This is a genomic window from Arthrobacter sp. PGP41, assembly GCF_002953935.1.
In the GTDB taxonomy this organism is placed as follows: domain Bacteria; phylum Actinomycetota; class Actinomycetes; order Actinomycetales; family Micrococcaceae; genus Arthrobacter.
Genome location: NZ_CP026514.1, coordinates 3585636 through 3611813, shown reverse-complemented (window position 1 = coordinate 3611813; position 26178 = coordinate 3585636). Strand labels below are relative to the sequence as shown.

Here is a 26178-nt window from a genome sequence, read left to right as displayed (position 1 = left end):
TGTGAGCCGGGCGTCGCCGTCGTGCGTGAGGCTGCTTTGCCTATTTCCTCAGGGTTGCCGCGATCTGCTGCATGATGGTGGGGTCCGAGAGGGTGGTGGCGTCTCCGGGATCGCGGCCTTCGGCGACGTCTTTGAGGAGGCGCCGCATGATCTTCCCGGACCGGGTTTTGGGCAGTTCCGGGACCACCAGGATGGCCTTCGGTTTGGCGATGGGGCCGATTTCCTTGCCCACGTGGTTCCGGAGTTCCTGGACGATGGCATCCCCGGAATCCACGGCGTCGCCGCGGAGGATGACGAACGCGACGACGGCCTGCCCGGTGGTCTCGTCCGCGGCGCCCACGACGGCGGCCTCGGCCACGGCGGGGTGGGACACCAGGGCGGATTCGATCTCCGTGGTGGAGAGCCGGTGCCCGGAGACGTTCATGACGTCGTCCACCCGGCCCAGGAGCCAGATGTCGCCGTCCTCGTCCTTCTTGGCGCCGTCCCCGGCGAAGTACATGGTCTCGAACCGGGACCAGTAGGTGTCCTTGAACCGTTCCGGGTCTCCCCAGATGCCGCGGAGCATGGCGGGCCAGGGTTCGCGGATTACCAGGAAGCCGCCGTGGCCGTTGGGCACGGATTCGCCCGTCTCGTCCACGACGTCCACGGCGATGCCGGGCAGCGGGACCTGGGCTGAGCCGGGCTTGGTGGCCGTGACCCCGGGGAGGGGAGCGATCATCTGGGCGCCGGTTTCGGTCTGCCACCAGGTGTCCACGATGGGGGTTTTGTCCCCGCCGATGACGTTCCGGTACCACATCCAGGCCTCGGGGTTGATGGGTTCGCCGACGGAGCCGAGGACGCGCAGGGAGGAGAGATCGTACTTGTCCGGGATCTCCCGGCCCCACTTCATGAACGTGCGGATCGCGGTGGGGGCGGTGTAGAGGATGGAGACCTTGTACTTCTCCACGATCTCCCACCAGCGGCCCTGGTGCGGGGAGTCCGGGGTGCCTTCGTACATCACCTGGGTGGCGCCGTTGATGAGCGGGGCGTAGGCGACGTAGGAATGCCCGGTGACCCAGCCGACGTCGGCCGTGCACCAGTACACGTCCGTTTCGGGGTGCAGGTCGAAGACCGCCCGGTGCGTGTAGGCGGTCTGGGTGAGGTACCCGCCGGTGGTGTGCAGGATGCCCTTGGGCTTTCCGGTGGTGCCGGAGGTGTACAGGATGAACAAAGGGTGCTCTGAGTCATGCCCGACGGCGGTGTGCTGGTTCGAGGCGGCCCCGACGGTGTCCGCCCACCAGTGGTCCCGGCCCTCGGTCCAGTTCACGTCCTGGCCGTTGCGCTTGACCACCACCACGTTCTGGACGGTGTGGCTACCCCTCGCGAGAGCCTCGTCGACGGCGGGTTTCAGGGCGCTGGGCTTGCCGCGGCGGTAGGTGCCGTCCGCGGTGACCACGAGCTTGGCTTCGGCGTCGTCGATCCGGGACCGCAGTGCGTCCGCGGAGAAGCCGCCGAACACAACGGAGTGCACGGCGCCGATACGGGCGCAGGCCAGCAGCGTGATCACGGCCTCCGGGATCATCGGCAGGTAGACGGCCACCCGGTCGCCCTTGGCCACGCCCAGGGACTCGAAGGCGTTCGCTGCCTTCTTCACCTCTTCGGTGAGTTGGGCATAGGTGTAGGTGCTGGTGTCCCCGGGCTCGCCCTCGAAGTGGATGGCAACCCGGTCGCCCAGGCCGTTCTCAACGTGCCGGTCCAGCGCGTTGTACGCGGCGTTGACCTCCCCGCCCACAAACCATTTGGCGAACGGGGGGGTTGACCAGTCCAGCGCCTGGTCAAAGTCCTTGCTCCAGGTCAGCAGCTCACGGGCCTTCCTCGCCCAAAAAGCGGGATAGTCGGCGCCGGCCTCCTCATATTCCGCAGCGGAGACGACGGCGTCGGCAGCGAACTCCGGCGAGGGCGGAAAGGCGCGGGTCTCATGCAGCAGGTTTTCGAAGGCGTCGCCCTGCTCATCGCTCCCGTGGGGAACCTGCGGCCCTGCGCCTGCGGCAGCGGGTGCAACGGCGCTTGAAGTGTCCTGGGACATGTGAACCTCATCATTCATCGATCTTTGCTGGGCGGGATGTCCGCCGCCGTCCGGGCTCCTCCGCCTGCACGACGTCGGGCACAGGCTGGTTACGGGCATCCCGCAAAGAGCTGTTCCGGAATCAAGACTAATGCTTGGCCCGCCGGTGATGTGTGCGGTGTCACACGAGAGCCCGTGAACGGCATTTATTAAGCGGTGAATGGTTTGCCGGGCGGCCTTTCCGGCCCGCCGCCGGCTGCGGCCAGCTAGTGATCAGCTGGGCTCTTGACTAGGCTGAGATGGAATTGTGACTTCACTTCGGTCCGCTTCGGCCAAACAACCCAAGGGCCTGGCCACGCCGGAACCGCTGTCAAGACGGCACGATTTTCGGGACCATGCAGGCCCCGGTGCCGCCACGCTAAGGAGAGCAGAATGAACCAGCAAGGCTTCGGCCAGAAGACCGGCCCCGACACGGCAGGTTCCGGCCACGGCGCCGGAACTGCCGCCGGGCCAGGGTCCCAGGCCGCCGCGGGCACGGCCGCCAATGGAGGCAAGGCTCCGAATGCCAACGAGGCAGTGCTGGGTCCGTTCACCATCCGGGACCTGGCTGTGTTCGCCGGCACGCTCATCCTTTTTATCGCCTCCCTGCTGCCGATCTTTGGCGCACGGTACAACCTGTGGAACCTCAACAACCTCTTCTTCCTGGGGCTGGGCATCGTCCTGCCCCTCATCGTGAGCGCACTTTTTGCCGCGCGCAGGCTGGCTCCCGCCACGAAGCTCCGGATTGGTTCCCTGTCCATTGACCAGTTCGCGTCAGTGGTTGCCTCCTTTGCCGTGGCGTTCTTCTTCATCTCCGTGGCCGGCGCCTACGTGCCGAGCCTCCTGGTGGGCCTGATCGGCTCGCTGGTCCTGTTCGCCGCAACGGTGCTGGGCCGCTTCCTGCCATACGTCTCCGGTGACTTCCAGGGCCGGGCCGAGGTGCCGGCGCACGTGGTGGCCCGCGATGCGGTTGCTCCCGTCCAGAAACCCCGCGCTCCCAAAAAGCCGAAGGAGGAGTCCGCAAGCGGTTCGAAAGAATCGAAGCTGGGCTCGAAGATTTTCCCGGGCGGAGGGCTGTTCAGCGGTGCCGGTGCAGGTTCATCAGCTGTCCGGCCGGGCTCAAACGGCAAGGCCGGTTCACCGGAACAGCACGAGTCGCCGGAGCAGCCGGTTTCAGCAGGGCAGCCCGGTGCCGCCCCGCAACCCGAGTCCGTCCATGCCCCCGCCACCGCTGCCATCCCTACGGGGGCGTCGCCTGTTTCCACTGCCCCCGAGGTCTCCGAGTGGACTCCCGCAGGCGACGCGGGGCCCGCAACCCAGGCCGCCGACGTCGTCCGTCCTTCCTCCACCCCTCCCGCCGAGGAAACCCAGCGCGCCGAGATCCCGGCTGGCAGGGCCAGCTCCGCTGCGGCTGCTCCGGTTCACGACGGCGCACAGCCGGCTGCCCCGTCCGGCCAGGGTGCTTCCTCCCCGGCGCAGGGCGGGCAGGCGGGCTGGGAGCCTCCGGCCGCCACCGCAGTGCACCAGCAGGTCCGGATCGAGCAGCCTATCGGCGCCACTGTTGATCCCGCCAGCCGCCCCGATGAATCGGAAGAACACCCCGTCCACGAAGCCTTCTGGTTTGCCGTGGCACAGCACCGCACTGCTTATGACCCCCAAACCGGCGCGCCGGCGTTCGTTATCGAACCGGGCGGCTGGGTGCTGGCCCTTGAGGACCGCGGCCACGAGTTCCTGGTGCAGCACACTGACGGGCGCCTGGGTGTCCTGAGGGACCTCAGCAACATCGAGCGCGGCTGACGCCTGTGGCCGGGCCCGGGGCGTCGAAGGCCGGCGGAGTCAAGGCACTCGCCAGCCAGGCTGCCGGGATGCCGGTGGTCTCTTCCGAATCGGTGCTGGCGCTGAAGCGGCGGGCACGGCGGATCAACAGGGCGTTGGCCGGGAAATACCCGTACGCCCACGCGGAGCTTGATTTCCGCAACCCGTTCGAACTCCTTGTGGCCACGGTACTGTCCGCCCAGACCACTGACGTCACTGTCAACCAGGTCACCCGGGTGCTGTTCGCACGCTACCCGGACGCACGGGCCCTGGCGGAGGCGGATCCTGCGGACCTTGAAACGATCCTGAAGCCCACTGGATTCTTCCGGGCCAAGGCCAGGAACGTTATTGCGCTCTGCACCCGCCTTGTGGACGAATACAACGGGGTGGTGCCGGGGCGGCTGGAGGACCTGGTCACCCTGCCAGGCGTGGGCCGAAAAACGGCAAACGTGGTGCTGGGGAACGGCTTCGGCATCCCCGGCATTTCGGTGGACACCCACTTCGCCAGGCTCGCCAAGCGCTTTGGCTGGACGCAGTCCGACGACCCCGTGCAGATCGAGCAGGACGTGGCCGAGCTGTTCGACCGGAAGGACTGGACCATGCTGTCGCACCGGGTGATCTTCCACGGGCGGCGGGTGTGCCACGCACGGAAGCCGGCGTGCGGGGCCTGCCCCGTGGCCACGTGGTGCCCCAGCTTCGGGCTGGGCGAAACGGATCCCGTGAAAGCTGCGAAACTGCTGAAGTACGAGCTCGCTCCCGGTAGCGAGGCACTGCTGGAACAGCTCCTGGCCGAGACCCACCGCGCCGCCGAAATTCGGATGGAATCCCAGAAGAGGACACCGTGAGCGCGCGCGAAGACCTGATCAAACTGGTGCGCCGGGCGGAGTCCGGTGCCGATGCGGCGCCGGATCCCCTCTGGGCCGCCCTGACGGTGGACAAGTTGCGGGCGCGCAGGGCCGCCGTCCTGATGCTCTTCGGGGCCCTTGATGACATCCCCGCCGCCTCCAACAAGCCGCTGGCGCCGGCCGATCTTGACGTCCTCCTGCTGGAGCGGGCCCATACTTTAGGGTCCCATCCCGGGCAGGTGGCGTTTCCTGGCGGCGCCATTGACGCCAGGGAAACGCCGGTTCAGGCGGCATTGCGGGAAGCCGAGGAGGAAACCGGCCTCGACTCGGACGGCGTGGAAGTCCTGGGATCCCTTCAGGAACTGGGCCTTGCCCACAGCAATTTCCTGGTTACCCCGGTACTGGCCTGGTGGCGTTCGCCATCGCCCGTCAGGGTGGTGGACTATGCCGAGTCAGCGCAGGTGTTCCGCATCCCCGTGCGGGACCTGCTGGACCCGGACAACCGCGTGATGGCAACCGTCCACCGTGCCGGGCGCAGCTTCGACAGCCCCGCCTTCACAGTGAACGGCGTGGTGGTCTGGGGATTTACCGGAATTGTCCTGAACGGGCTGTTCGAACAGCTGGGTTGGGCCGTTCCGTGGGACCGGACCCGGCTCCACCCCATGGGTGTCTAGCGTCAGGCCTGCTGCTGGCGGAGATCCACCACGATGCCGGTGGCTGCGTTCTCCCGGACTGCCTTGATGCCCTCAAGCAGTGAGTTGAGGGACTTGAACTTGGGTGAGAGGGCAACGGTGTTGCCGTCTGCATCAGTGAGCCGCAGTCGGTAGGACTCGTCGCCTACTCGATGAATTTCGAACCTTCCCGCCATAAGCCGGGACCTCCCCTGGTGTGCGTCGTTGCATCAGCTTTTGACCGGTCTGCCTCAGTCGCCGCTATGAACTGTAACGCTGGTCACGGGGGCCGGTCGAGCTACCGCCGGGTAGGTTACTTTGCGGGTCGGCAGGCGGGGAATACGCCCCCAGCTGCTGCGGCCGGGGTGCTATTTCGCATGGTCGTAGGAGTCAACCACTGCAACGCTGACCGGGAACTCAACGGGGATGGGACCGAACAGCAGCTCCTTCGCGGCGCTGGCCGCGTCCTCGATGGCCGCGATGCAGGCGTCCACTGCCTCCACAGGGGCGTGGACCATCACCTCGTCATGCAGGAAGAAGACAAGCTCAGCGTTAGGGTGACGGTCCTTCCGGAGGGCGCGCAGCCGCCGTCGTAATTCCGCCAGCCAGCAGGCTGCCCAGTCCGCGGCCGAGCCCTGGACAACAAAGTTGCGGGTGAAGCGTCCACGGGAGCGGGCGATCGATTCAGCCCGGCGCTGCTCTTCGGCGGTGGCCGACCGTTGGCTCTGGAACCATCGCCCGGACGGCGGAGGGCTGCTCCGGCCCAGCCTCGTGGTCACCGTGCCGCCGGCCTCGCCCGCCCGCGCGGCCTGTTCCACAAAGTCCACGGCCCGCGGATAAGTCTTCGCCAGCTGCGGCATGAGGCGGCCTGCCTCGCCGGAGGTTGCGCCGTACATTGCGCCCAGCAGCGCCATCTTTGCCTTTGCCCGGTCCCCGCCGAATCCCTTGGCGGCGATGCCCGCGTAGAGGTCCTGGTCGCGGGCGGCCTCGGCCATGGACGAATCGCGGGCCAGGGCCGCCAGCACGCGCGGTTCCAGCTGTGAGGCATCCGCGACGATCAGCTTGTACCCTGGATCGGCATGGACGGCGCCGCGGATCTGGCGGGGAATCTGGAGCGCACCGCCGCCGCGGGAGGCCCAGCGGCCGGAAACCACGCCGCCCACCACGTATTCGGGCCGGAACCTGCCCCCGGCCACCCACGAGTCGAGCCAGGTCCATCCGTTGGCCGTGTGCAGGCGCGACAACTGCTTATACGCGAGCAGCGGTTCGATGGCCGGATGGCCGGATTCCTTCAGCTCCCACTTGCGGGTGCTTTTGACCTCGATCCCGTTGCGGTGCAGGGCGCGCATCAGGTCCTGCGGGGAATCGGGATTCAGGGTGGGCGAGTTCAGGAGTCCGCGGAGCTCCTGGTTCAGCGCCTCAAGCTTCGCGGGGCGGTGGCCCAGGGGCGGGCGGGGGCCAAGGTGCCCGGCGAGGATCTGCTCGTGCAGGTCTTCCCGCCACGGTACCCCGGCATGCTGCATCTCGGCGGCGATCATGGCGCCGGCGGATTCTGCTGCGAGGAGGAGCTGCAGCCGGTTCCGCCGGTTCTCCTCCTTGCTGACGGAGGCCAGCGCCGCCTGTTGGGCGGCGTATTCGGCCCGCAGCTCTTCGGGAGTGCGGCCAGTGAGGGGCCCGGTCCCGGGATCCTCGAACAGGGCACCCTGGTCCGCCGGGGGAGGCGGCGGCTGCAGCGCCTTGGGAGGCAGCAGCGGGTCCTCGACGGCGATCCTGTCCGCGTTCCGTGCATATTCTGTGTCGGCGGTGAACCGGGAAAAGGCCAGGATGTTCGCGCACAGGCTTAGGTCATGGCACCGCTCCAGTTCGACGCCGGCTGCCAGCAGGGCAGGGTACCAATCCTGGGTGCGCTGCCAGATCCAGCGGGGCGGCTGCCCGTTCGGCCGGCGGTGTTCCAGTTCACGTACGACGGCGGCGAGTTCGCCTGTGCTTATGAGCTTTGGTTCCGGGGTGGACGGCAGCGGGGCTCCCGCCTGCGTGAGTTCCTGCAGTGCCGCGCCGTGGGGGTGGGCGGCGAGCAGCAGGTACATGGTCCCCATTCTGCCTTGTTTCCGGCGCTTGCAGACTTTCGGGCCCGGCGCCTGCGCGCGTGGCGCGCCCTGCTTTTCCACATACGGCCCCGGTGCCCTTACCCGCCATCTTTCGGCGGTGGAAAGTGGGTCCATGAGCAGGCATCAGCTGATACCGTCCCACCCTGAACCGGGCCCTCCCGCTGACTTCAGCCATACGGCAGGGGCAGGTCCGCCCTCAAGGGCAGCCCTGCCGGTGGACGCCGCAGGAGGAGCCGGAGACTCCTGGCTGCCGGACAGCGGCGATGAGGTACTGCTGGTGACCTCGTCCGCTGTCCTCCGGGGCGAGGTGGAGCGGATCGTTGCGGCAGCCGGAGCACAGCTGCGCACTGCAGCCGATGCCGCCGGGGCAGGCAGGCATTGGGACGGGGCGGCGGCAGTCCTGGTGGGCAGCGATATCCGCGAACTGCCTCCCCGGCGACGGGCGCCGGCAGTCCTGGTGGGCCTCGACGGTGAAGGAGACAGCCTGTGGCACCTGGCCGCCGTTCTCGGTGCAGAGCGGGTGGCTGTGCTGCCAGACGCCGCCGCCTGGCTTGCCGACCATCTCAGCAGGTCCCGTTCACCTGGCCCCGGCGGCCTCATCCTGGGCGTGACCGGCGGCTGCGGCGGCGCGGGTGCCACTACCGCGGCCATCTGGATTGCGCAGGCTGCCGCCGGGCTGGGTGCCCGGGTGCTCCTGGTGGACGGTGACCCGTGGGGCGGTGGGCTGGAGCTGGCCCTCGCCGCCGAGGAACACCCCGGGCTGCGCTGGCCCGACCTTTCCGAGGCCAGGGGCAGCATCGATCCCGTCCAGCTTGCGGATTCACTGCCTGTTGCAGGAGGCTTTTCGTTCCTGTCCTGGCCCGCCAGCCGTGAGCAGCCTGTGGCTGTTGCCGCCACCACCACGGCGGGCGTCCTTGATGCCGCCCGGCGTGGCTATGAGCTGGTAGTGGTGGACATCGGCCGTGGAGCGGAGCCCATCCACACGTTCGCCTGGGACTGCGACCGCATCACCATGGTGGTTCCGGCACAGCTGAAGGCTGCTGTCGCGGCGGTGCGGCTGCTTCAGGAGTTCCCTCCGGTGGAGGCTTCCCTCCTGGTCCGGGGCAAGCACGGTGCGGCACTGGACGGCGCCCTGATTGCCGAAGCCATCGGCCTTCCTGTCCAGGGGCGCGTGCCTGAGCTGCGGGGCGTCCCGGCGGCCATGGAGTCGGGCCGCCTCCTTGAACTGGGCAAACGGCGGAGCGTCAGGCATTTCGCTGCTTCCGCGCTGCAGCTGCTCGGAGACGGACTGCCTGCGGGGGATCTCGAGTGAGGCAGCAGCCTGGCTCAGGGGAACGCAGCGTCGGGGAACGCAGCTTAGGCGAGCGCGGTCCGGGCATGCATGGTTCCGGTGAGTGGCGGCGGCGCGAACGCCGTCCGGCTGTCCGGGACGCAGTGGATGTAGGGCTGCTCGAATCGGTGCGCGAGTCCATGATGGCGGACACGGCGGCTGTGACACCCTCCCGGGTGGCGGCGGCAGTGCAGGCCACCGGCAAACTGCTGGGCACTGCGGGATCGTTGGCGGCGGTGGAGCGGATCAGCGCCGAGCTGAACGGGCTGGGTCCCCTCCAAAGCCTCACCCGCGACCCCGCGGTGACGGACATCTTCGTGAATGCCCCGGACTCCGTCTGGGTTGACAGGGGCCGCGGGATAGAACGCGTACCGGTGGCCTTCGACCATGAAGTCCAGCTGCGGGCATTGGCCTGCCGGCTGGTGGCGGCCGGCGGACGGCGGCTGGATGACGGCTCACCCTGTGTTGATGTGAGGCTGGCCGGCGGCTACCGGGTCCATGCCGTGTTGCCGCCCGTCTCCACTGCAGGAACGTTGCTGAGCATCAGGATCCGCCGCGAACGGGTCTTCAGCATGGATGAGCTCCGCGCGGGCGGAATGTTCAGTTCCGGACTGCAGCATGTCCTGGAACGGGTGGTGGAGCGCAGGCTGAGCTTCCTTATCAGCGGCGCCACCGGGTCCGGAAAGACCACCCTGCTTTCCACCCTGCTCGGGCTGTGCTCTCCCTCGGAGCGGTTGGTCCTCATCGAGGACGCATCGGAACTGAACCCGGTGCATCCCCACATCGTCTCCCTTGAATCCCGCCACGGAAACCTGGAAGGCGGCGGCGCAGTGGACCTGGGGGATCTGGTCCGGCAGGCCTTGCGAATGCGTCCGGACAGGCTGGTGGTGGGGGAATGCCGGGGCGCCGAAGTGAGGGAGCTGCTGACCGCCATGAACACCGGCCACAGCGGCGGGGGCGGAACCATCCACGCCAATACCGCCACCGCTGTTCCGGCCCGGCTCACCGCTCTCGGTGCACTGGCGGGACTGGACCCCGAAGGCGTGCGGCTCCAGGCAGCGAGCGCGCTGGACGTCGTCATCCACGTCGAGCGGACGCAACAGTCCCGGGGAGTGACGTGCGTGGGCCTGGTGGATGACGGACCTGACGGCCTGATGGTTCTGCCTGCCGTGGAAGGCGGTGAAGGCCCGGTGAGCACAGGCCCCGCGTGGCCGGCCCTTGCCGAACGGCTGGGGCTGGGCCTCGGAGAGCTGCAATGATCCTCCTTCTTGCCATGGTCCTGGGGCTGGCCGCGGTGCTGCTTGCCAGGCCGCCGCGTGGCGCTGCTGCGAGGCTGCGCCGTACAGGAAACGCCGGCCGTACAGGGAACCCCGGTTCGCTGCCGGCACTGCTCACCCTCCGTGCAGGCATCTTTCCGCTGGCCAGTCGCAGGGCTGCGAAGGGAAGCAGGCAGTCTGCAGCCCCCATGACCGTCGTTGTGCAGCAACTGGCCGCCCTGCTCAAAGGCGGGCGGACACCGGCCCGGCTTTGGGAAGAAATCTGGTTGGTCTACGGCTCCTCCGGTTCCCGCACCGATGGCCTTTCAGCGGGCTCCGGCGCCATGATGGGTTCGGCACGCGCTGCGGCGGCCGTTGGAACTCCGGTCTCGGACGCCATCCGCCGGTCGCTGCCCTCCGCCTTTCCCCGGCGGAACCGGGAATCCCGGATCTGGGCGGAACTTGCCGCGTGCCTTGATGTTGCGGAAGCGAGCGGCTGTCCGCTTGCGGACGTGCTCACCAGGTTCGCCGCGCAGCTCGAAGTGGAGGACGACGCCGATGCCGCCCGGCAGACCGCCCTGGCCGGACCCAAGGCCACAGTAAGCCTCCTCACCTGGCTGCCGCTGCTGGGTTTGGGCCTGGGCATGGCGCTGGGTGTGGATCCGCTGGCCATCCTGCTGGGAACGCCATGGGGGCTGGCAGCGCTCACCGCCGGAATCGGCCTTACAGTTGCCGGAAGGCTGTGGTCCGCCAGGCTGGTGGCCGCGGCGGCGGGGGCTGGCGTGACATGACCTGGCCTTCCCCTTCAGCTCTTGCCCTTTTCCTCATGCTTGCTGCGGCCGCCGCGCTGGTGGGTGCCGGGCGGGGCAGTCCGGGGAAGAGGCTCCGGGCATTTTCCGGCAGGCCCTCGACGGGTGTCTCGCCCGCCGGCTCCGGAGGACGCCTGCCGCGCGGGGCGGGGGAGCGACTTAGGGACACTGCCATGATGCTGGAACTCGTCGCCGCCATGCTGGATGCCGGGTCGGGCATCGGCCGTGCGCTGGACCTGGTGTCGGCCTCCGCTTCCGCCAGATACAGGGATGCCCTCCGCCCGGTGGTGGCGGCTTTGGCCATCGGGGCGGACTGGGAAACCGCCTGGCGCAGCAGCGCGGTCCGCCTGCCGGAGGTCATGGAACTGCGGGACGCCCTGGCGTTCGCGGCCCTGACCGGCGCGCCGTCGTCCGCGATCCTTTACGCCCAGGCTGCCCGGCTCCGCCGCGAGCGGTTCCGGGCGGCAGAAAAACGTGCGGCGTCACTGGGCGTCAAGCTGGTGGTTCCGCTCGGCGTGTGTTCCCTGCCGGCCTTCATCTGCCTGGGCGTGGTCCCGGTGCTGCTCGCGCTGGTGCCATCGGTCTAGGGCGCCATGTCCCTTTTCTGCGCTCTTCTCCTCCACAGGGGGTCCACACCACAGAACCACACGGCTTTTCCACTTAGGAGTCCGCGGGGCTTACCGCGTCCGGCTAGGCCGGGAAGAGTCGAGACAGCCGGCAACATCACCGGCCCAACGGAAGGAAAACTACATGTCCACGAATTACCGCCGCCACTACGCCGACGGGACCGCGGTGCTCGCCGCTGCCCGTTCCTCCGCCCGGGGACGCCGCAGCAACAGCCACTACGCCGGCGGGGCCGGAAACGGTTCCCTGCCGGCCAACGTGGTGGAACTGTACCCGGGCCTGAAGTCTCCATCCAGCCCCGGACGTGGTTTCCGGCTCCTGGGATCCGAGGCGGGAATGGCGACCGCCGAATATGCCATAGCCACTCTTGCTGCCGTGGGCTTTGCCGGGCTGCTGGTCTTCATCCTCCGCAGCGAGGAAGTCCGTGGCTTCCTGCTGACTCTGATCCGCACCGCGCTGGCCCTGCCATGACCGTCGCGCCGGCCGTGCTGCCGCCCGTTCGTCCGTGCCCCTCCGCGCAGGCCGGCTCCCGGCTCCAAGGGGCGGGCGGGCCCTACGCCAGTCCCGGGCCGGAGGAATCATGCGGCGCCGTGACGGCCGAGTTCGCCGTCACGCTGCCTGCGGTCCTGCTGCTGCTGGCCATGCTGCTGTCAGGTGCCTCGGCCGGGGTCACCCAGTTGCGGCTTGAGGAGGGAGCACGCGCTGGTGCCCGGGCCCTGGCCCGCGGTGACGATTCAGCCGCGGTGGAAAGGATCGTCCATACGCTGACAGGCGGATCCGCGTCGGCAGCGGTTTCGGCCGACGGCGAGTGGCTGGACGTCACCGTCACCGGTCGGGTGGGCGGCCCGCTCGGATCGTCCATTCCCTGGCTGCTTACTGCCCGGGCCTCCACCCGCGCCGAGACGGCCGGATGATGCGCGTCCGGCAAGGTAGGCGGGCCAGGAGTTTTCGCCCGTACTGTCCGGGTCTGGCGGACTCAGGCTGGCGCGGGCAGGCTTCCGCCTGCGGCCGGGAACGCGGGTCCGGGACGGTTTTGGCGGCCGGTCTGGCCCTCGTGGTGATGACGGCCATGGTGCTGATGCTGTTGCTGGCACAGTCGGCTGTCCTGTCAAGCAGGGCCGCGTCCGCTGCCGACCTCGCGGCACTTGCTGCGGCCGACGCCCTCCGCGGCGTTACTCACGGGGAACCCTGCACCATAGCGTCCCAGGTTGCAGCCCGGCACGGGGCTGCGGTCCTTGGCTGCACCGAGGGTGCAGGGCAAACGGTCGAGGTCAGGACGGAGCTGATGGAACGGACCGTGTTCGGGGCAGCAACCGGGCGTTCCCGTGCCGGACCGCCGCCCTGAACCTCGGCCTCTGCCCTGGGGGTGGCTGGCAGGCGCGGCTCCTGTGCTGGTTTCCTGTCTGCCGGGAAGACCCGGGCGAGCAGCCTGCCCCGTCAGCGCCGCGCTTCCATCCTCAGGGAGCTGCCCTCGGTGGCGTCCTTGAGCAGGACGTCGAGGAGGGAGACCGCGGCGGCCTTGTCCAGGGGGTTGTTCTTGTTCCCGCATTTCGGTGACTGGACGCAGGAGGGGCAGCCGGAATCGCACTCGCAGGCCTTGATGGCGTCCCGGGTAGCTGTGAGCCATACCTTCGCCTTGTCGAAACCCCGTTCGGCGAAACCGGCGCCGCCGGGATGCCCGTCATACACGAAGATGGTGGGCACCCCGGTGTCCGCATGCAGGGCCGTGGACACTCCACCGATGTCCCACCGATCGCTTGACGCCACCAAGGGCAGCAGGCCAATGGCCGCATGCTCCGCGGCATGCAGCGCACCGGGGAACTGGGCTTCGATCAGCCCCGCCCCGGTGAGGGAACGGTTGTCCACCACGAACCAGACGGCCTTGGTGAAGAGATCGCGGGCACCGAGTTCCAGCGGCTCCTCGCCAAGGATTTCGTTGGAGATCAGGGCCTTGCGCTGAAAGGACACCACTTGCGTCGTGACTTTGACATCACCGAAGTGCACCGAAACGTCACCCCACTGGACCGTGCGCTGCGTCTCCAGAACCTCAATCTGGGTGACGTCCCGGGCGGTGGTGTAGTAATCGGGATTGGCACGGCGCACCATCACGCAGTGGTCATCTTCATTCAGGTCCTCCACGACGTAGCTGTCACCCTGGTGGATGTAAACAGCGCCGGTGTGGGCCTGGTAGTGGGTCTGGGGGGAATCCATGGTGCCCAGGAGGGACCCGGTTTCGGCATCCACGATGCTCACCGGTCCGCCTCCGTCGGCCCGCAGGTTCACCATGGCCGCCGCGCTCTGTGAGTGTGTCCAGAACCAGCCCGCGGGCCTCCGGCGGAGGTACCCCTGGGCCACCAGCCGGTCCAGGAGGGACTCCGCCGTGCTGCCGAAGAGGTCGAGTTCGGCAGGACCAAGCGGAAGTTCCGCTGCTGCGGCGCACAAGTGTGGACCCAGCACGTAGGGGTTTGAGGGGTCGAAGACAGTTGCTTCCACTGACACATCGAAAATCGCTTCCGGATGGTTCACCAGGAAAGTGTCCAGGGGATCATCGCTGGCAACAAAGGCCGCGATGGCGTCCTGCCCGGCCCTGCCCGCCCGGCCGATCTGCTGGAACAGGGAGGCGCGCGTCCCCGGCCAGCCCGCCACCAGGACCGCGTCCAGGCCGGAAATGTCGATCCCCAGCTCCAGGGCGGAAGTGCTCGAAACACCCAGGAGCCGCCCTGAGCGGAGCGCCTTTTCCACTGCGCGGCGTTCCTCGGGAAGGTACCCGGAACGGTAGGCAGCCACCCGCTGCGGCAGGCTGGGGTCCACCTCGTCCAGGAGGCGCTTGGTGATGGAGGAAATAGTCTCCGCCCCGCGCCGGGATTTGATGAAGGCTATGGTGCGGACTTGGGCCGACACCAGGTTCGCCAGCAGGTCTGCGGTTTCGGCCACAGCCGTCCGCCGCTCCTTGGCGCCGTTTTCGCCCCGAACCTCGGTCAGGGCGGGTTCCCAGAAAGCCACCGTGGTGGCGCCGTGCGGCGAGCCGTCCCGGGAAACTGCCTTCACCGGGGCCCCGATCAGCCGGGCGAAGGAGACTTCGGGCTCCGAAGCTGTGGCGGAGGCCGCGATGAATACCGGCCCCGGATAGGCCGTGCCCGCACCGTAGTACGCGCAGATCCGGCGCAGCCGGCGCATCAGGTTGGCCACGTGGGAACCGAAGACGCCCCGGTAGCTGTGGGCCTCGTCAATCACCACGTAGCGCAGACGGCGGAAGAACCCGGCCCACCAGGCGTGGTTGGGAAGAATCCCGAAGTGCAGCATGTCCGGGTTGGCAAGGATGAAGTTGGCATGGTCCCTGATCCAGCGGCGCGAGGCGGGGTCGGTGTCGCCGTCGTAGGTTTCCGCCCGCACGGTGGGCAGTTGCAGGGCCCTGATGGCATTGAGCTGGTCCGCCGCGAGGGCCTTCGTGGGGGACAGGTAGAGCGTCACGGCGCCGTCGTCATGGATTTTCCCGGGCTCGGCCATGACCCGCAGTTCGGAACGGTGGATGGCGTCCAGGGCCGGCAGCTGGTAGGCGAGCGACTTTCCCGACGCCGTGCCGGTGGCCACCACAACGTGTTCGCCGGCGTGGGCGATTCCGGCTGCTTCCACCTGGTGCCGGTAGGGCTCCTGGATGCCCAGGGACCCGTACGCCGCAACCAGGTCCGGATGCACCCACGCGGGCCAGGGCTCGTGCTCGGCCTCACGGGCCGGGATAGTGCGGACATGACGCAGCTGCTCCGGTTCCGGGCCGCGGCCCAGCAAGGAAATCAGGGAGTCATGGGGGTTCACCCGAACATTGTTTCACCCGGCAGCGGCCTGCGGGCCCCGGTTCGCCGTCGGGGTAACAGCGTGGGGGGGTAACAGTAAGACTCAGCTCAGGGAAAGGTCCAAACCGTCGTGGGAAGCGGACAGCATGAGTACCCGGGAAACCGTGGTCCAGCCAAGGTGGGAGTAAAGTTTCTGGCCGTCCGCGGAGGCCAGCAGGAGCCCCTCCTGCACGTCGTGCTCGAAGGCCTTGGCTGCAAGGGCCCGCATGATGAAACTGCCCAGGCCCCGGCGCTGGAAGGCCGGCTCCGTGATGATCTTGTCGAACACCGCGGTATCGCCCACCACGTAAACCCGTCCGCTGGCGGCCAGCGCGTCGCCGGAACGGACCTCTGCGTAATGGACGCCGTTCTGCAGGGACGTGGTCCAGGTCAGTTCGTCGTCGGAAAGCCAGGGATCCTCGGCGTCCTGGGTCTCCATGTCCACAATCATCATCGCCTGCGAGTCAGATGTGACATTCAGCCCGTGCCTTGCGGCCAGGGCAGAGTAGCGGGCCGTGTCATTGGTCAGGATGGTGAGGACCCTGGCCGGAACTTCGGCCGTTTTGGCGGCCAGTACCGCGAACTCATCGTCCGTGGGCTCGGACGCGAAGAATTCCCACTCGCCGCTGGTGTCGGCTCGCAGCACGGCGGGAAAGCGTCCCTCTGTGGATGTCCTGTAGCCGCGGCAACCGGCCCAGCCCGCCACCCACACCTCAAGAAGGCCAGTGATGTCTTCAACCATGGTTTCCGGGGTCATGGGATGAGAATATTCCAGCCCGAACTTAAGCAACAGGGGGTGGCAGAGAGCTTATGCAATCGTGATGAGCCGAAAACGCCCGGGACCATCGCGGAAGCCGGAGCGGACCGGCCAGCACCCTTCGCTGCGGAACGTGCCGGTACCCTTAAATACGTGGCTTTGAACCGAATTGTGCTTTTTTACGGCTTTACACCGATCGCGGACCCCGAAGCGGTACGGCTTTGGCAGCGCGCGCTGTGCGAGAAGCTCGGCCTGACCGGGCGCATCCTGATCTCCAAGGACGGCATCAACGCGACCGTGGGCGGGGAGATCGGCGCAGTCAAGCAGTACGTGAAGACCACCCGCGAGTACAAGGGCTTCCGCGGCATCGACGTGAAATGGTCCGACGGCGGAGCCGAGGACTTCCCCCGGCTCAGCGTCAAGGTCCGGGACGAGATTGTCTCCTTCGGCGCGCCCGGGGAACTCAGGGTGGATGAGAACGGCGTGGTGGGCGGCGGTACGCACTTGAAGCCGGAGGAACTGCACGAACTGGTGGACAGCAAGAAGGAAGCCGGTCAGGACGTGGTCTTCTTCGACGGCCGGAACGCCTTCGAAGCCCGGATCGGCCGCTTCAAGGACGCGATCGTCCCCGACGTCGCCACCACCCACGACTTCATCCAGGAGTTGGAGTCCGGCAAGTATGACGACCTCAAGGACAAGCCGGTGGTCACCTACTGCACCGGCGGGATCCGCTGCGAGGTGCTGTCCAGCCTCATGGTGAACCGGGGCTTCAAGGAGGTCTACCAGCTGGACGGCGGCATTGTCCGCTACGGCGAGGCATTCAAGGACCAGGGGCTCTGGGAAGGCTCGCTCTACGTCTTTGACAAGCGAATGCACCTCGAGTTCAGCGAGGACGCCAAGACCATCGGCCAATGCACCCGCTGCGCGGCGCCCACCAGCAAGTTCGAGAATTGCTCAAACCCCAGCTGCCGCACCCTCACCCTGTACTGCGCCGACTGTGCGTCCAGCCCGGAAACCCTGCGCTGCCCCGAAGGGTGCGCAGCCTAGGGAACAGGCTATGAGAGAAGCCGCAGCCGGTACGCGTAGTTCGCCCCGGTCCGGGCTTCCACCCGGATGGTGAGGGCTGTTTCCGAGGAAAGGTAAATAACGTTTTCCCGGTTGATCCCGCACCGAAGCCCCAGGTCCACCAGCGTGAGGGACTCGCTGCGGACAGTGAAGGTCACACGGCGCTGGCTGCGGCACGCCAAGGCCAGCGCGTAGGTGCCGGTCCCCAGGACGGGCGTCGACTCGGCCCGTATTTCCCCGGCTGCCATGAGCCCTGCGCTGGCGTGGGCCACCGGTTGCCCAGTGTCCGGCAGCGTCCGGGTTACCCAAGCGCCAAGTTCAGCCTCACTGACGGGGTCGTTCTGCAACGGGTCGCGGGTGAACACCGGCCCGGGAAGCCGCGTTGGCTCTGCCTCGACGGGCCCCGGCACGCTCCGGCCGTCGTCGTACGTATACTCGCAGCCGCCCAGCACCATCGCGGCAGCCAGCGCAGCAATGACGACGGCGGCGCGCGGCTTCCGGGCCAGCGGCACCGGCGCTGTGCGCACGTGGGGCGTCCGCACGGTACAAGGCGCGGAGGCGATCCGCACACTGGGCATAGTCAGACTGTATGCCCGCCGCCGCCGGCGGGCCAGAGCTGAAGGGACCGTTATCCGGCGGGTGCCAGCCGGTACGCGTAGAGGAGGGGCGCGTCCACGCTGGAAGCGCTGATCTCCAGGGTGCCGGCCTCGGGCAGGGTGATTTTGGTTGTCTCCCGGCTGCCGTTGCACGCCGCTCCTGCGTCCGCCAGCATCGTTCCATCGAGTGACACGGCGAAGAACGCCTTGCCGCCGCCATCGCACGTTGCAGTCAGGATGTAGCGCCCTGCGGGAACATCTGCGGCTTCCTTAATAATGCGGTTCCGGTTGAGGATCTTACCGGCGTCCTCGATGACGGCGCCCGGCGCCGGGGGCAGCGCGGTGGCCTGCCACTGGGGGACGTCCGCGTTCTCGACGGAAACCACGGGTGAGCAGCCGGCCAGGGCAAGGACGGCCGCGCCTGCGAAGACTACGGACCACGGCAACCGGCGGGCACGCCCCGCCGGCCGGAGCCGGGCGCGCAAAAGGACGGCAAAACTGGAAGGCATGGCTCCACGCTACCGCGTCAACGCCGCCTGCAAAGCCTTGCAGCCCGCCGGACTAAACTTGAGCGGTGCCTGAATCCCCATACGAGTTCACTGCCGGCAACACCCCGGACGCGCCCCGCAGCGACCGGCCGGAACTGCTCGCCGCCCTCGCCGCGGACCTGCGCCGGCTCGACTACACACCCGACGGCGTCGCCCGGTTCCTGGGCCCCGCCGCCTCCGCAGCGCTGGACCGGGACCAGATCATCCCGGCCCTGCTGGCCGCGGACCGCGCCATGCGGCAGGACGAAGGAAGCAAGGCGCTCGCCGCCGTCGTCCGCCTCTGGCTTCTCGCCGAGCCGCAGGCGGCGGAGACGCTCGACGCAGTCCTTCCCGGCATCCGTGCGGAAGGCCTGCTCACGCTGGGGCTGGTTGAACCCGTTCCCGGCTCCCGGCTGCTGGCAGCGAAGGTGGACCTGCGGCCCTACGGCTGGGACGGCGCCGCAGGAGACAGCGCAGCCGGCGGCACGGAACTCTGGGTGGCCAGCGACCTGGCGGCGCACCAGCAGGAAGGGGTGCTCCGGCACAACCACGTCCTGGGGATCGGCCATGCCTCCACCACGCTGGTGCAGACCACCGTCCGCCGCCCCACCGAACGCGCCCTGGACCTGGGCACGGGCTGCGGCATCCAGGCGTTCCACCTGCTCCACCACTGCCGGCACGTCACCGCCACGGACATCTCCGAACGCGCCCTCGCCTTTACCCGCTTCAACATCCTCCTCAATGCGCAGGCCCTCTCCGTTGATCCCGCGCGGCTCGCGGACCGGGTCAGCCTGCGCCTGGGCTCACTCCTGGACCCCGTGGAGGGCGAGGAGTTCGGGCTGGTGGTGTCCAATCCTCCGTTCGTGATCACGCCGCGCAGCGCAGGGGAGGACGCCGCAGGGCAGTTCACGTACCGCGACGGCGGCCTGCCGGGCGACGAGATCGTCTCTTCGCTCGTCAGGGCACTGCCGTCCGTCCTCGCGCCTGCCGGAACAGCCCAGCTTTTGGGCAACTGGGAGGTCATAGCGGGAGCGTCGTGGCAGGAACGGCCGCAAAGCTGGGCCGGTCCGGGCATCGATGCCTGGTTCATCCAGCGCGAGCAGGTGGGGCCCGAGGAATACGCGGAAACATGGCTCCGGGACGCCTCCGAGGGCCGGGACCGGCAGCACTACCGGGAGGCCTACGCCGCCTACCTCGCAGACTTCGAATCCAGGGAGGTGGAGGGCATCGGTTTCGGCATGGTCTGGCTGCGCCGGCCCGTTGAACCGGGGCAGGCCGCCATCAGCCGGTTCGAGGAAATCACGCACCCCATTGAACAGCCCATCGGACCCCACCTGGGGGCCGCCGTCGAACGCATCGACTGGCTGGCCGCGCACGGCCTGGAGGATGCGCACCTGCTGGTGGCGGACGACGTCACGGAGGAGCGCCACCAGCGGCCGGGCGCCGAGCATCCGGGGGTCATCCTGCTGCGCCAGGGCGCCGGGCTGCGCCGGACCAACCTGCTCAGCACCGAGCTGGCCGGCTTCGTTTCAGCGTGCGACGGCGACCTGACTGCCGGCCAGATCGCGGGGGCGCTGGAGGCGCTGCTCGGCGGCGGAATGGCGGGGGAGGAGGGGTTCGACGCCGGCTCGTTCCGGACCGGGCTGCTCACCGACGTGGCCAATTTGGTCCGCGACGGTTTCCTGATCCCCGCCGCGGAATAGGGCGCCGAAGGCCTGCCTGGGAACCCCCTACTTTTCCACATGGATGCGCACATTTCTGCAAAATATGGTGAACTAGGCCAGTATGGGCGCATCTGCCCGAGCAACCTTTTTCTGTAGGAGCACCGTGCCAAGCAAGGCCAAAACCGGCAAGAAACTCGTGATTGTGGAGTCTCCGGCCAAGAGCAAGACCATCGCCAAGTACCTGGGCGAGGGCTTCATCGTAGAGGCCTCCATTGGTCACATCCGCGACCTTCCCCAGCCGTCCGAACTCCCCGCCGAACTGAAGAAGACCTCGGTGGGCAAGTTCGCGGTCGACATTGAGCACGACTTCAAGCCGTACTACGTGGTCTCCCCGGACAAAAAGAAAAAGGTGACTGAGCTCAAGGCCGCGCTCAAGGATGCCGACGAACTTTACCTCGCAACCGATGGGGACCGCGAGGGCGAAGCCATCGCGTGGCACCTGCTCGAAGTGCTCAAGCCCAAGGTCCCGGTCTACCGGATGACGTTCGGCGAAATCACCAAGGAAGCCATCCAGCGCGCCATGGGCAACCTGCGCGATGTGGACACCGCGCTGGTGGATGCGCAGGAGACCCGCCGCGTCCTGGACCGGCTGTACGGTTACGAGATTTCCCCGGTGCTGTGGCGCAAGGTGGCACGCGGCCTGTCCGCCGGCCGCGTGCAGTCCGTGGTTACCCGCATGGTGGTGGACCGCGAACGCGAGCGGATGGCCTTCAAGGCCGCCTCGTACTGGGACCTCACGGGCCAGTTCGGTGCAGATGCCGGCTCCTTCAAAGCGAAGCTCGCCGCCGTGGACGGCGCCAAGGTGGCCAGCGGCCGGGACTTCAACGACGACGGCGTCCTCACCTCCAAGAACGTCGCCCACCTCAATGAGGAGCTGGCTGCGTCCCTGGCGGCCGGGCTGCAGGATGCGGAGTTCCGTGTCCGCTCCGTTGACACCAAGCCGTACACCCGCCGTCCCGCTGCGCCGTTCACCACCTCCACGCTGCAGCAGGAAGCGGGCCGCAAGCTCCGCTTCTCCTCCAAGAGCACCATGCAGGTAGCCCAGCGGCTGTACGAAAACGGCTACATCACCTACATGCGTACGGACTCCTCCGCGCTGAGTGATGAAGCTGTCACGGCCGCCCGCCGCCAGGCTTCGGAGCTCTACGGCCCGGAGTACATCCCCCAGTCGCCGCGTGTGTACACCGGCAAGGCAGCCAACGCCCAGGAAGCGCACGAGGCCATCCGCCCCGCCGGTGACTCGTTCCGCACGCCGGCCCAGGTGGCCAAGCAGCTCTCCGGCGACGAATTCCGGCTTTACGAGCTGATCTGGAAGCGAACCGTCGCCTCCCAGATGGCTGACGCCAAGGGCTCTACGGCCACCATCCGCCTGGGCGCCGTGTCCGCTGACGGGCGGGACGCGGAGTTCTCCGCGTCCGGAACAGTGATTACCTTCCCCGGCTTCCTTGCCGCCTACGAGGAAGGCAAGGACGAGACCCGCGGCGACGACGACTCCGACGAAGCCCGCCGCCTCCCCAATGTGGCCAAGGGCGACGCCCTGAAGGCGTCCGACATCATCGCCGTGGGCCACGAGACCTCGCCGCCGCCGCGCTACACGGAAGCATCGCTGACGGCGGAGCTGGAGAAGAAGGGCATCGGCCGTCCGTCCACCTACGCCTCCACCATCTCCACCATCCAGGACCGCGGCTACGTCCGGAAACAGGGTTCGGCCCTGGTCCCCAGCTGGATCGCCTTCTCTGTCATCAGGTTGCTGGAACAGCACTTCAGCGACTACGTGGACTACGAGTTCACCGCAGACATGGAAGGCGACCTGGACAAGATCGCCAACGGCCAGGCCGTGGGTGCCTCCTGGCTGCGGCACTTCTACTTCGGCGAGGACTCGGATCCGGGCCTGCTGAGCATCGTGAACAACCTCGGCGAAATCGACGCGCGGGAAATCAACTCCATTCCCATCACGGACCAGATCACGCTGCGGGTGGGCAAATTCGGCCCGTACCTGGAAAGTTCCGCTGCCACGGTTGACCCGAAGACGGGGGAGATCGTGGAGTCGCCCCGCGCCAACGTGCCGGAGGACCTGGCTCCGGACGAGCTGACCGCCGCGAAGGCCATTGAGCTGATGGAGACGGCTGCCCCCGAGGAACGCGTGCTGGGCACGGATCCTCACACAGGCCACACCGTTGTCGCCAAGAATGGCCGCTACGGCGCCTATGTCACCGAGATCATCCCGGAAATGACCGAGGAACAAATCGCTGCACAGCCGGTGGAGTACTACAAGAACGGCAAGCCCAAACCGCCCAAGAAGCCCGTCAAGGCCAAGCCTCGCACGGGCTCGCTGTTCAAGTCCATGACCGTTGAGTCGGTGACCCTTGACGAGGCGCTCCAGCTCATGAGCCTCCCCCGCGTCCTGGGCGAGGACGCCGAAGGCAACCTCATTACGGTACAGAACGGACGGTTCGGTCCGTACCTGAAGAAGGGAACCGACTCCCGGTCCATCGGCTCGGAGGAGGAGATCTTCACCATCACGCTGGACCAGGCGCTGGAGATCTACTCCCAGCCGAAGCAGCGTGGAGCCCGCGCTGCCGTCCCGCCGCTTGCTGAGTTCGGCCCGGACCCCGTGTCGGAGAAGAACATCGTGGTGAAGGAAGGCCGGTTCGGCCCCTACATCACGGACGGGATCACCAACATCACCGTGCCGCGGGCCACGTCCTTGGAGGAACTGACGCGCGAGCAGGCCGTGGAGCTCCTGGCCGAGAAGCGTGCCAAGGGCCCGGTAAAGCGCACTGCCACCCGCAAGGCGCCGGCCAAGAAAAAGGCCACCGCAAAGAAATAGCCAGGCGTTTGCATGCGGCACGGGATCGTGATCGGGTATAGGGATGACTGAACAGCCAGGAATTGCAGACACCACGCCCTTGAACGACCTCGAGGAGAAGCTTGCAAAAGGCGGGCAGCCCGACGCGAGCCCCGTGGACGTCATCCTGTCCTTCCTGAACAGCGAGGTCTACATCATCAGTTCGGATGGCATCGAGGGCGAGGACTCGCAGGTGGAGCCGCTGGTCCTGGGCAATGCCGACGGCGATCCCGTGCTTGCCGTCTTCTCGCACCCCAGCCGTGTGGACCAGCAGTACCTCGAAGCCGCGCCCAACGTGCTTGGGACCCAGGGCGCAGCCATCATCGCGAACATCGGCGAGGAGCTGGGCATGGTCATCAACCCGGGCGCCGCCTATGGGTTCGAGATCAACCCCGAGGGCGTTGCCAACATCAAGCGCGACTTCAAACGGGCCGACGAGCAATAATGTCACCATGCGGCTAGGCGTCCTCGATATCGGGTCCAATACTGTCCATCTCCTCCTGGTGGATGCCCACCCCGGCGCGCGCCCTGTGCCCTTCGCCTCGCACAAGCGGCCGCTGTCCCTGGTCCAGTACCTGGAACCGGACGGCAGCATCAACGACGCCGGCCAGCACGAGCTCACCGAATTCGTGCTGGAAGCCTGGGAGTTTGCCGCCAGGCACAAGGCCGAGGACCTCCTGGCCTTCTGTACGTCGGCCATCCGCGAGGCCACCAACGGCCCTGAAGTCCTGGCGCGCGTCAAACACGAAACCACCGTCACGCTGCAGGAGCTCACCGGCAGCGAAGAGGCGTCGATGACCTTTTTCGCGGTCAGGCGCTGGCACGGCTGGGGCGCGGGGCCAATCCTCAACCTGGACATCGGCGGCGGCTCTTTTGAGATGGCTTTCGGCCAGGACGAACTTCCGGAAGTTGCCACCTCCGTGCCGCTGGGAGCCAGCCGGCTCACCAGGGACTGGCTTTCCGAAGACCCCCCGTCGGCCAAGAGCGTCAAGGAACTGCGGCGGTACATCCAGGCCACCCTCAAGCCGGCCGTGCGGGAATTCGACGGTCTGGGCCGTGCCAACGTTGTGGCGGGCACATCCAAGACCTTCCGCTCGCTTGCACGGATTGCCGGTGCGGCGCCGAGCGCGGCCGGCCCGTACGTCAAGCGGGAGCTCCATGCCACGGACCTTGGAGTGTGGGCGCAGCGCATCTCGGCGATGAAGGTCGAGGACCGCCTGCACCTGCCGGGGGTTTCCGAGGCGCGGGCACACCAGCTGCTGGCCGGAGCACTCGTTGCCGAGGCCGCGCTGGAGCTCTTCAGGTTCAAGAAACTCCGGATCTGCCCTTGGGCCCTGCGTGAAGGCCTGATCCTGCGCCGCCTGGACCAGCTGGTGTTTTCGGGGCCGCTGGACCCTGCGCCCCATGTGGTGGCGCCGCAGGTTGTCGAAGCCCCGGCCTAAGGCCCTGGGGACCGCCCCGGAGCAAAGCGGCGGTTAAAAGCGGAAGCACCGGCGTCCGCAACAGGAAAATGGGGGAAAACCTGTTGCCGACTGCCGGTGCCCTGGCAGGAATCCCCATCCCTGCCGCATCACTCGCACCCTCAATGAGGTAATAACTACGTTAGAACCCAAAGTTGTGAGGCACCTGCGGCTTACATGTGAGCAACCTGTGAGTGCATTTCAGCGAGTTCCCTGATGATTGGGTGTCCACCCCTGGTCATCAATTTCGGCGCCGGCCGGGCCTAACTGTAATGATGGAGCCATGAGCAACCGAATCGCCTTCCTGGGCTGTGGATCCATGAACGAAGCAATTCTGAGTGGCCTGCTGGAAGCGGGGACGGACCCGGCGGACGTCGTCGCAACGGTCCGGCGTGCCGGGCGTGCCGCGGAACTGGCCGAGCGGCACCACGGCGTGACCGCGATTGCCGGTGAGGAGGAGCCGGACAACAACAAACAGGCAACCAAGGGCTCCGGCGTTGTCATCCTTGGCGTCAAGCCTGTTGGCATCCTTGACCTTGCCCGGGAGATCAGCCCCTCCCTCTCACCAACCGCCGTGGTGGTCAGCGTGGCTGCCGCGGTGTCCATCGCCCAACTGGAGGCCGCACTGCCGGCGGGACAGCCGGTAATCCGCGCCATGCCCAATACGCCGGCAAAGCTGGGCCGCGGCGTGGTGTCGGTGTCGCCGGGGACGCACTGCACCCCGGAGCAGCTTCAAGAGGTCAAGGACGTCCTGCAGGGTGCGGGAACGGTGGTGGAGGTCCCCGAGGAACAAGTGGATGCGGTCTCGGCCATCAGCGGCTCCGGACCCGCCTACGCCTTCTACCTGGCGGAAGCAATGGCAGCAGCGGGCCGGGAACTGGGCCTGGATCCGGAACTGTCCGTTCTCCTGGCCCGGGAAACCGTTGCCGGCGCCGGCTTCATGCTGGCCGAGCCCGGTGCGGATCCAACAGCGCTGCGCAAGGCGGTGACCAGCCCGAACGGCACCACTGAACGGGCCATCGCCACCTTCGACCAGCGGGGCCTTCCTGCCATCATTGTGGCCGGTGCCCGCGCGGCAACGGAGCGGGCAGCCGAAATCACCAGGCAGCTCGGCTAGTCCCCACCCGCTCCCTAACCTCGCAAGCTCGGCCAGGGAACCCGGCGGGCGTGGGCCCAGGCACCCGTGCAATTACGGCCGTGCCGCGAACCGTTCCAGCAGGTCTACATGTCCGGACACGATCAGCATGTCCCGGGAGGACACCTTGGTCTCCGGGCGGGCATAGGTGAAATCCTCGCCGGGTGACTTCACGCCCACGATCGTCACGCCGTACTTGGAGCGGACCTTTGACTCGTCCAGGGTGAACCCCACCGTTTCCCGCGGCGGGTACATTTTCACGATCGCGAAGTCGTCGTCGAACTCGATGAAGTCCAGCATCCGTCCGGACACCAGGTGGGCCGCGCGGACGCCGGCGTCGGCCTCCGGGTAGATCACGTGGTTGGCGCCGATCCGGGTGAGGATCTTGCCGTGGGACGGCGTAATCGCCTTCACCCACAGGTGCTCGATGCCAAGGTCCACCAGGTTGACCGTGATCAGCACGGAGGACTCGATGGACGTGCCCACGCCCACGACGGCGGAGCTGAACTCCTGCGCGCCGAGCTGGCGGAGCGCATCGATGTTGGTGGCGTCGGCCTCCACCACGTGGGTCAGCAGCGGTGCCCACTTCTGCACCAGGGACCGGTCCCGTTCAATGGCCAGGACTTCCCGGCCCTGCTTGACCAGTTGTTCTGCCGTGGATGAACCGAAGCGGCCCAATCCGATCACCAGCACTG

Annotated in this window: 24 protein-coding genes; 16 read left to right on the top strand and 8 right to left on the bottom strand. The window is 67.6% G+C overall.

Going from position 1 to position 26178, the window contains the following annotated elements; genetic code table 11:
* Window positions 1-40: 40 nt before the first annotated feature.
* The gene (acs, locus tag C3B78_RS16540; protein WP_104999025.1) at window positions 41-2065 is read right to left on the bottom strand and encodes an acetate--CoA ligase; all 2025 of its coding nucleotides are present in this window, start codon (window positions 2063-2065) and stop codon (window positions 41-43) included.
* Window positions 2066-2476: 411 nt separating this feature from the next.
* Between acs and C3B78_RS16535 the strand changes: the two genes are divergently transcribed.
* The 3 genes from C3B78_RS16535 to C3B78_RS16525 all read left to right on the top strand — a co-directional run bounded on the left by C3B78_RS16535 (window position 2477) and on the right by C3B78_RS16525 (window position 5417).
* The gene (locus C3B78_RS16535; RefSeq protein WP_104999024.1) at window positions 2477-3880 is read left to right on the top strand and encodes a hypothetical protein; all 1404 of its coding nucleotides are present in this window, start codon (window positions 2477-2479) and stop codon (window positions 3878-3880) included.
* Between the two features lie 68 nt (window positions 3881-3948).
* A complete protein-coding gene (gene nth / locus C3B78_RS16530; protein ID WP_104999851.1) occupies window positions 3949-4743 on the top strand; it encodes an endonuclease III in 795 nt (264 codons plus the stop codon).
* Window positions 4740-5417, top strand: coding sequence for an NUDIX hydrolase (locus C3B78_RS16525; RefSeq protein ID WP_104999023.1), 678 nt, complete (start codon window positions 4740-4742; stop codon window positions 5415-5417). The genes nth and C3B78_RS16525 overlap by 4 nt, the downstream gene beginning before the upstream one ends.
* A gap of 2 nt (window positions 5418-5419) precedes the next feature.
* On the opposite strand, the gene C3B78_RS16520 is transcribed toward C3B78_RS16525, so the two are convergent.
* Both C3B78_RS16520 and C3B78_RS16515 read right to left on the bottom strand, forming a co-directional pair.
* A complete protein-coding gene (locus C3B78_RS16520) occupies window positions 5420-5611 on the bottom strand; it encodes a YegP family protein (protein WP_104999022.1) in 192 nt (63 codons plus the stop codon).
* 171 nt (window positions 5612-5782) lie between these two features.
* Window positions 5783-7501, bottom strand: coding sequence for a bifunctional 3'-5' exonuclease/DNA polymerase (locus C3B78_RS16515; protein ID WP_104999021.1), 1719 nt, complete (start codon window positions 7499-7501; stop codon window positions 5783-5785).
* A 133-nt stretch (window positions 7502-7634) separates the two neighbouring features.
* Between C3B78_RS16515 and ssd the strand changes: the two genes are divergently transcribed.
* The 7 genes from ssd (at window position 7635) to C3B78_RS16480 (ending at window position 12886) form a co-directional block, all read left to right on the top strand.
* Window positions 7635-8834, top strand: coding sequence for a septum site-determining protein Ssd (gene ssd / locus C3B78_RS16510; protein WP_104999020.1), 1200 nt, complete (start codon window positions 7635-7637; stop codon window positions 8832-8834).
* Between the two features lie 65 nt (window positions 8835-8899).
* Window positions 8900-10111, top strand: a complete 1212-nt coding sequence (locus C3B78_RS16505) for a TadA family conjugal transfer-associated ATPase (RefSeq protein WP_104999019.1) — start codon at window positions 8900-8902, stop codon at window positions 10109-10111.
* Window positions 10108-10899 (top strand): hypothetical protein, encoded by a 792-nt coding sequence (locus C3B78_RS16500; RefSeq protein WP_104999018.1) that lies wholly within the window; start codon window positions 10108-10110, stop codon window positions 10897-10899. Before C3B78_RS16505 ends, C3B78_RS16500 begins: the two co-directional genes overlap by 4 nt.
* Window positions 10896-11504: a type II secretion system F family protein gene (locus C3B78_RS16495; RefSeq protein WP_104999850.1), complete on the top strand. Its 609-nt coding sequence runs from the start codon at window positions 10896-10898 to the stop codon at window positions 11502-11504. The genes C3B78_RS16500 and C3B78_RS16495 overlap by 4 nt, the downstream gene beginning before the upstream one ends.
* A 163-nt stretch (window positions 11505-11667) precedes the next feature.
* On the top strand, window positions 11668-12012 hold the full coding sequence (locus tag C3B78_RS16490) for a DUF4244 domain-containing protein (RefSeq protein WP_104999017.1): 345 nt from the start codon (window positions 11668-11670) through the stop codon (window positions 12010-12012).
* Window positions 12009-12455 carry a TadE family type IV pilus minor pilin gene (locus C3B78_RS16485; protein ID WP_104999016.1) on the top strand — a complete coding sequence of 149 codons (447 nt, stop codon included), beginning with the start codon at window positions 12009-12011 and terminating at the stop codon, window positions 12453-12455. Before C3B78_RS16490 ends, C3B78_RS16485 begins: the two co-directional genes overlap by 4 nt.
* Before the next feature lie 53 nt (window positions 12456-12508).
* Window positions 12509-12886, top strand: a complete 378-nt coding sequence (locus tag C3B78_RS16480) for an Rv3654c family TadE-like protein (protein WP_267895233.1) — start codon at window positions 12509-12511, stop codon at window positions 12884-12886.
* Between the two features lie 92 nt (window positions 12887-12978).
* Here the strand turns inward: C3B78_RS16480 and C3B78_RS16475 are convergent, their stop codons facing one another.
* Window positions 12979-15354, bottom strand: a complete 2376-nt coding sequence (locus C3B78_RS16475; protein ID WP_104999015.1) for a DEAD/DEAH box helicase — start codon at window positions 15352-15354, stop codon at window positions 12979-12981.
* Window positions 15355-15435: 81 nt separating this feature from the next.
* Window positions 15436-16128, bottom strand: a complete 693-nt coding sequence (locus C3B78_RS16470; protein ID WP_104999014.1) for a GNAT family N-acetyltransferase — start codon at window positions 16126-16128, stop codon at window positions 15436-15438.
* A 153-nt stretch (window positions 16129-16281) separates the two neighbouring features.
* On the opposite strand from C3B78_RS16470, the gene trhO reads away from it, so the two are divergent.
* A complete protein-coding gene (trhO, locus tag C3B78_RS16465; protein WP_104999013.1) occupies window positions 16282-17175 on the top strand; it encodes an oxygen-dependent tRNA uridine(34) hydroxylase TrhO in 894 nt (297 codons plus the stop codon).
* Between the two features lie 8 nt (window positions 17176-17183).
* Here trhO and C3B78_RS16460 read toward each other — a convergent pair whose 3' ends face one another.
* Window positions 17184-17720 carry a hypothetical protein gene (locus C3B78_RS16460; protein WP_234005440.1) on the bottom strand — a complete coding sequence of 179 codons (537 nt, stop codon included), beginning with the start codon at window positions 17718-17720 and terminating at the stop codon, window positions 17184-17186.
* A 101-nt stretch (window positions 17721-17821) separates the two neighbouring features.
* Window positions 17822-18298, bottom strand: a complete 477-nt coding sequence (locus C3B78_RS16455) for a hypothetical protein (RefSeq protein ID WP_104999011.1) — start codon at window positions 18296-18298, stop codon at window positions 17822-17824.
* A gap of 65 nt (window positions 18299-18363) precedes the next feature.
* Between C3B78_RS16455 and C3B78_RS16450 the strand changes: the two genes are divergently transcribed.
* The 5 genes from C3B78_RS16450 to proC all read left to right on the top strand — a co-directional run bounded on the left by C3B78_RS16450 (window position 18364) and on the right by proC (window position 25465).
* Window positions 18364-20019: a DUF7059 domain-containing protein gene (locus C3B78_RS16450; RefSeq protein WP_104999010.1), complete on the top strand. Its 1656-nt coding sequence runs from the start codon at window positions 18364-18366 to the stop codon at window positions 20017-20019.
* Window positions 20020-20143: 124 nt separating this feature from the next.
* Window positions 20144-22870, top strand: coding sequence for a type I DNA topoisomerase (gene topA / locus C3B78_RS16445; RefSeq protein ID WP_104999009.1), 2727 nt, complete (start codon window positions 20144-20146; stop codon window positions 22868-22870).
* A gap of 43 nt (window positions 22871-22913) precedes the next feature.
* Complete coding sequence (locus tag C3B78_RS16440; RefSeq protein WP_104999008.1) at window positions 22914-23333, top strand: SseB family protein; 420 nt, start codon at window positions 22914-22916, stop codon at window positions 23331-23333.
* Between the two features lie 7 nt (window positions 23334-23340).
* Window positions 23341-24330 (top strand): Ppx/GppA phosphatase family protein, encoded by a 990-nt coding sequence (locus C3B78_RS16435; RefSeq protein WP_104999007.1) that lies wholly within the window; start codon window positions 23341-23343, stop codon window positions 24328-24330.
* Window positions 24331-24631: 301 nt separating this feature from the next.
* Window positions 24632-25465, top strand: coding sequence for a pyrroline-5-carboxylate reductase (gene proC / locus C3B78_RS16430; protein WP_104999006.1), 834 nt, complete (start codon window positions 24632-24634; stop codon window positions 25463-25465).
* A 72-nt stretch (window positions 25466-25537) separates the two neighbouring features.
* Here the strand turns inward: proC and C3B78_RS16425 are convergent, their stop codons facing one another.
* Window positions 25538-26176 (bottom strand): potassium channel family protein, encoded by a 639-nt coding sequence (locus tag C3B78_RS16425; protein WP_171059109.1) that lies wholly within the window; start codon window positions 26174-26176, stop codon window positions 25538-25540.
* Window positions 26177-26178: the final 2 nt, after the last annotated feature.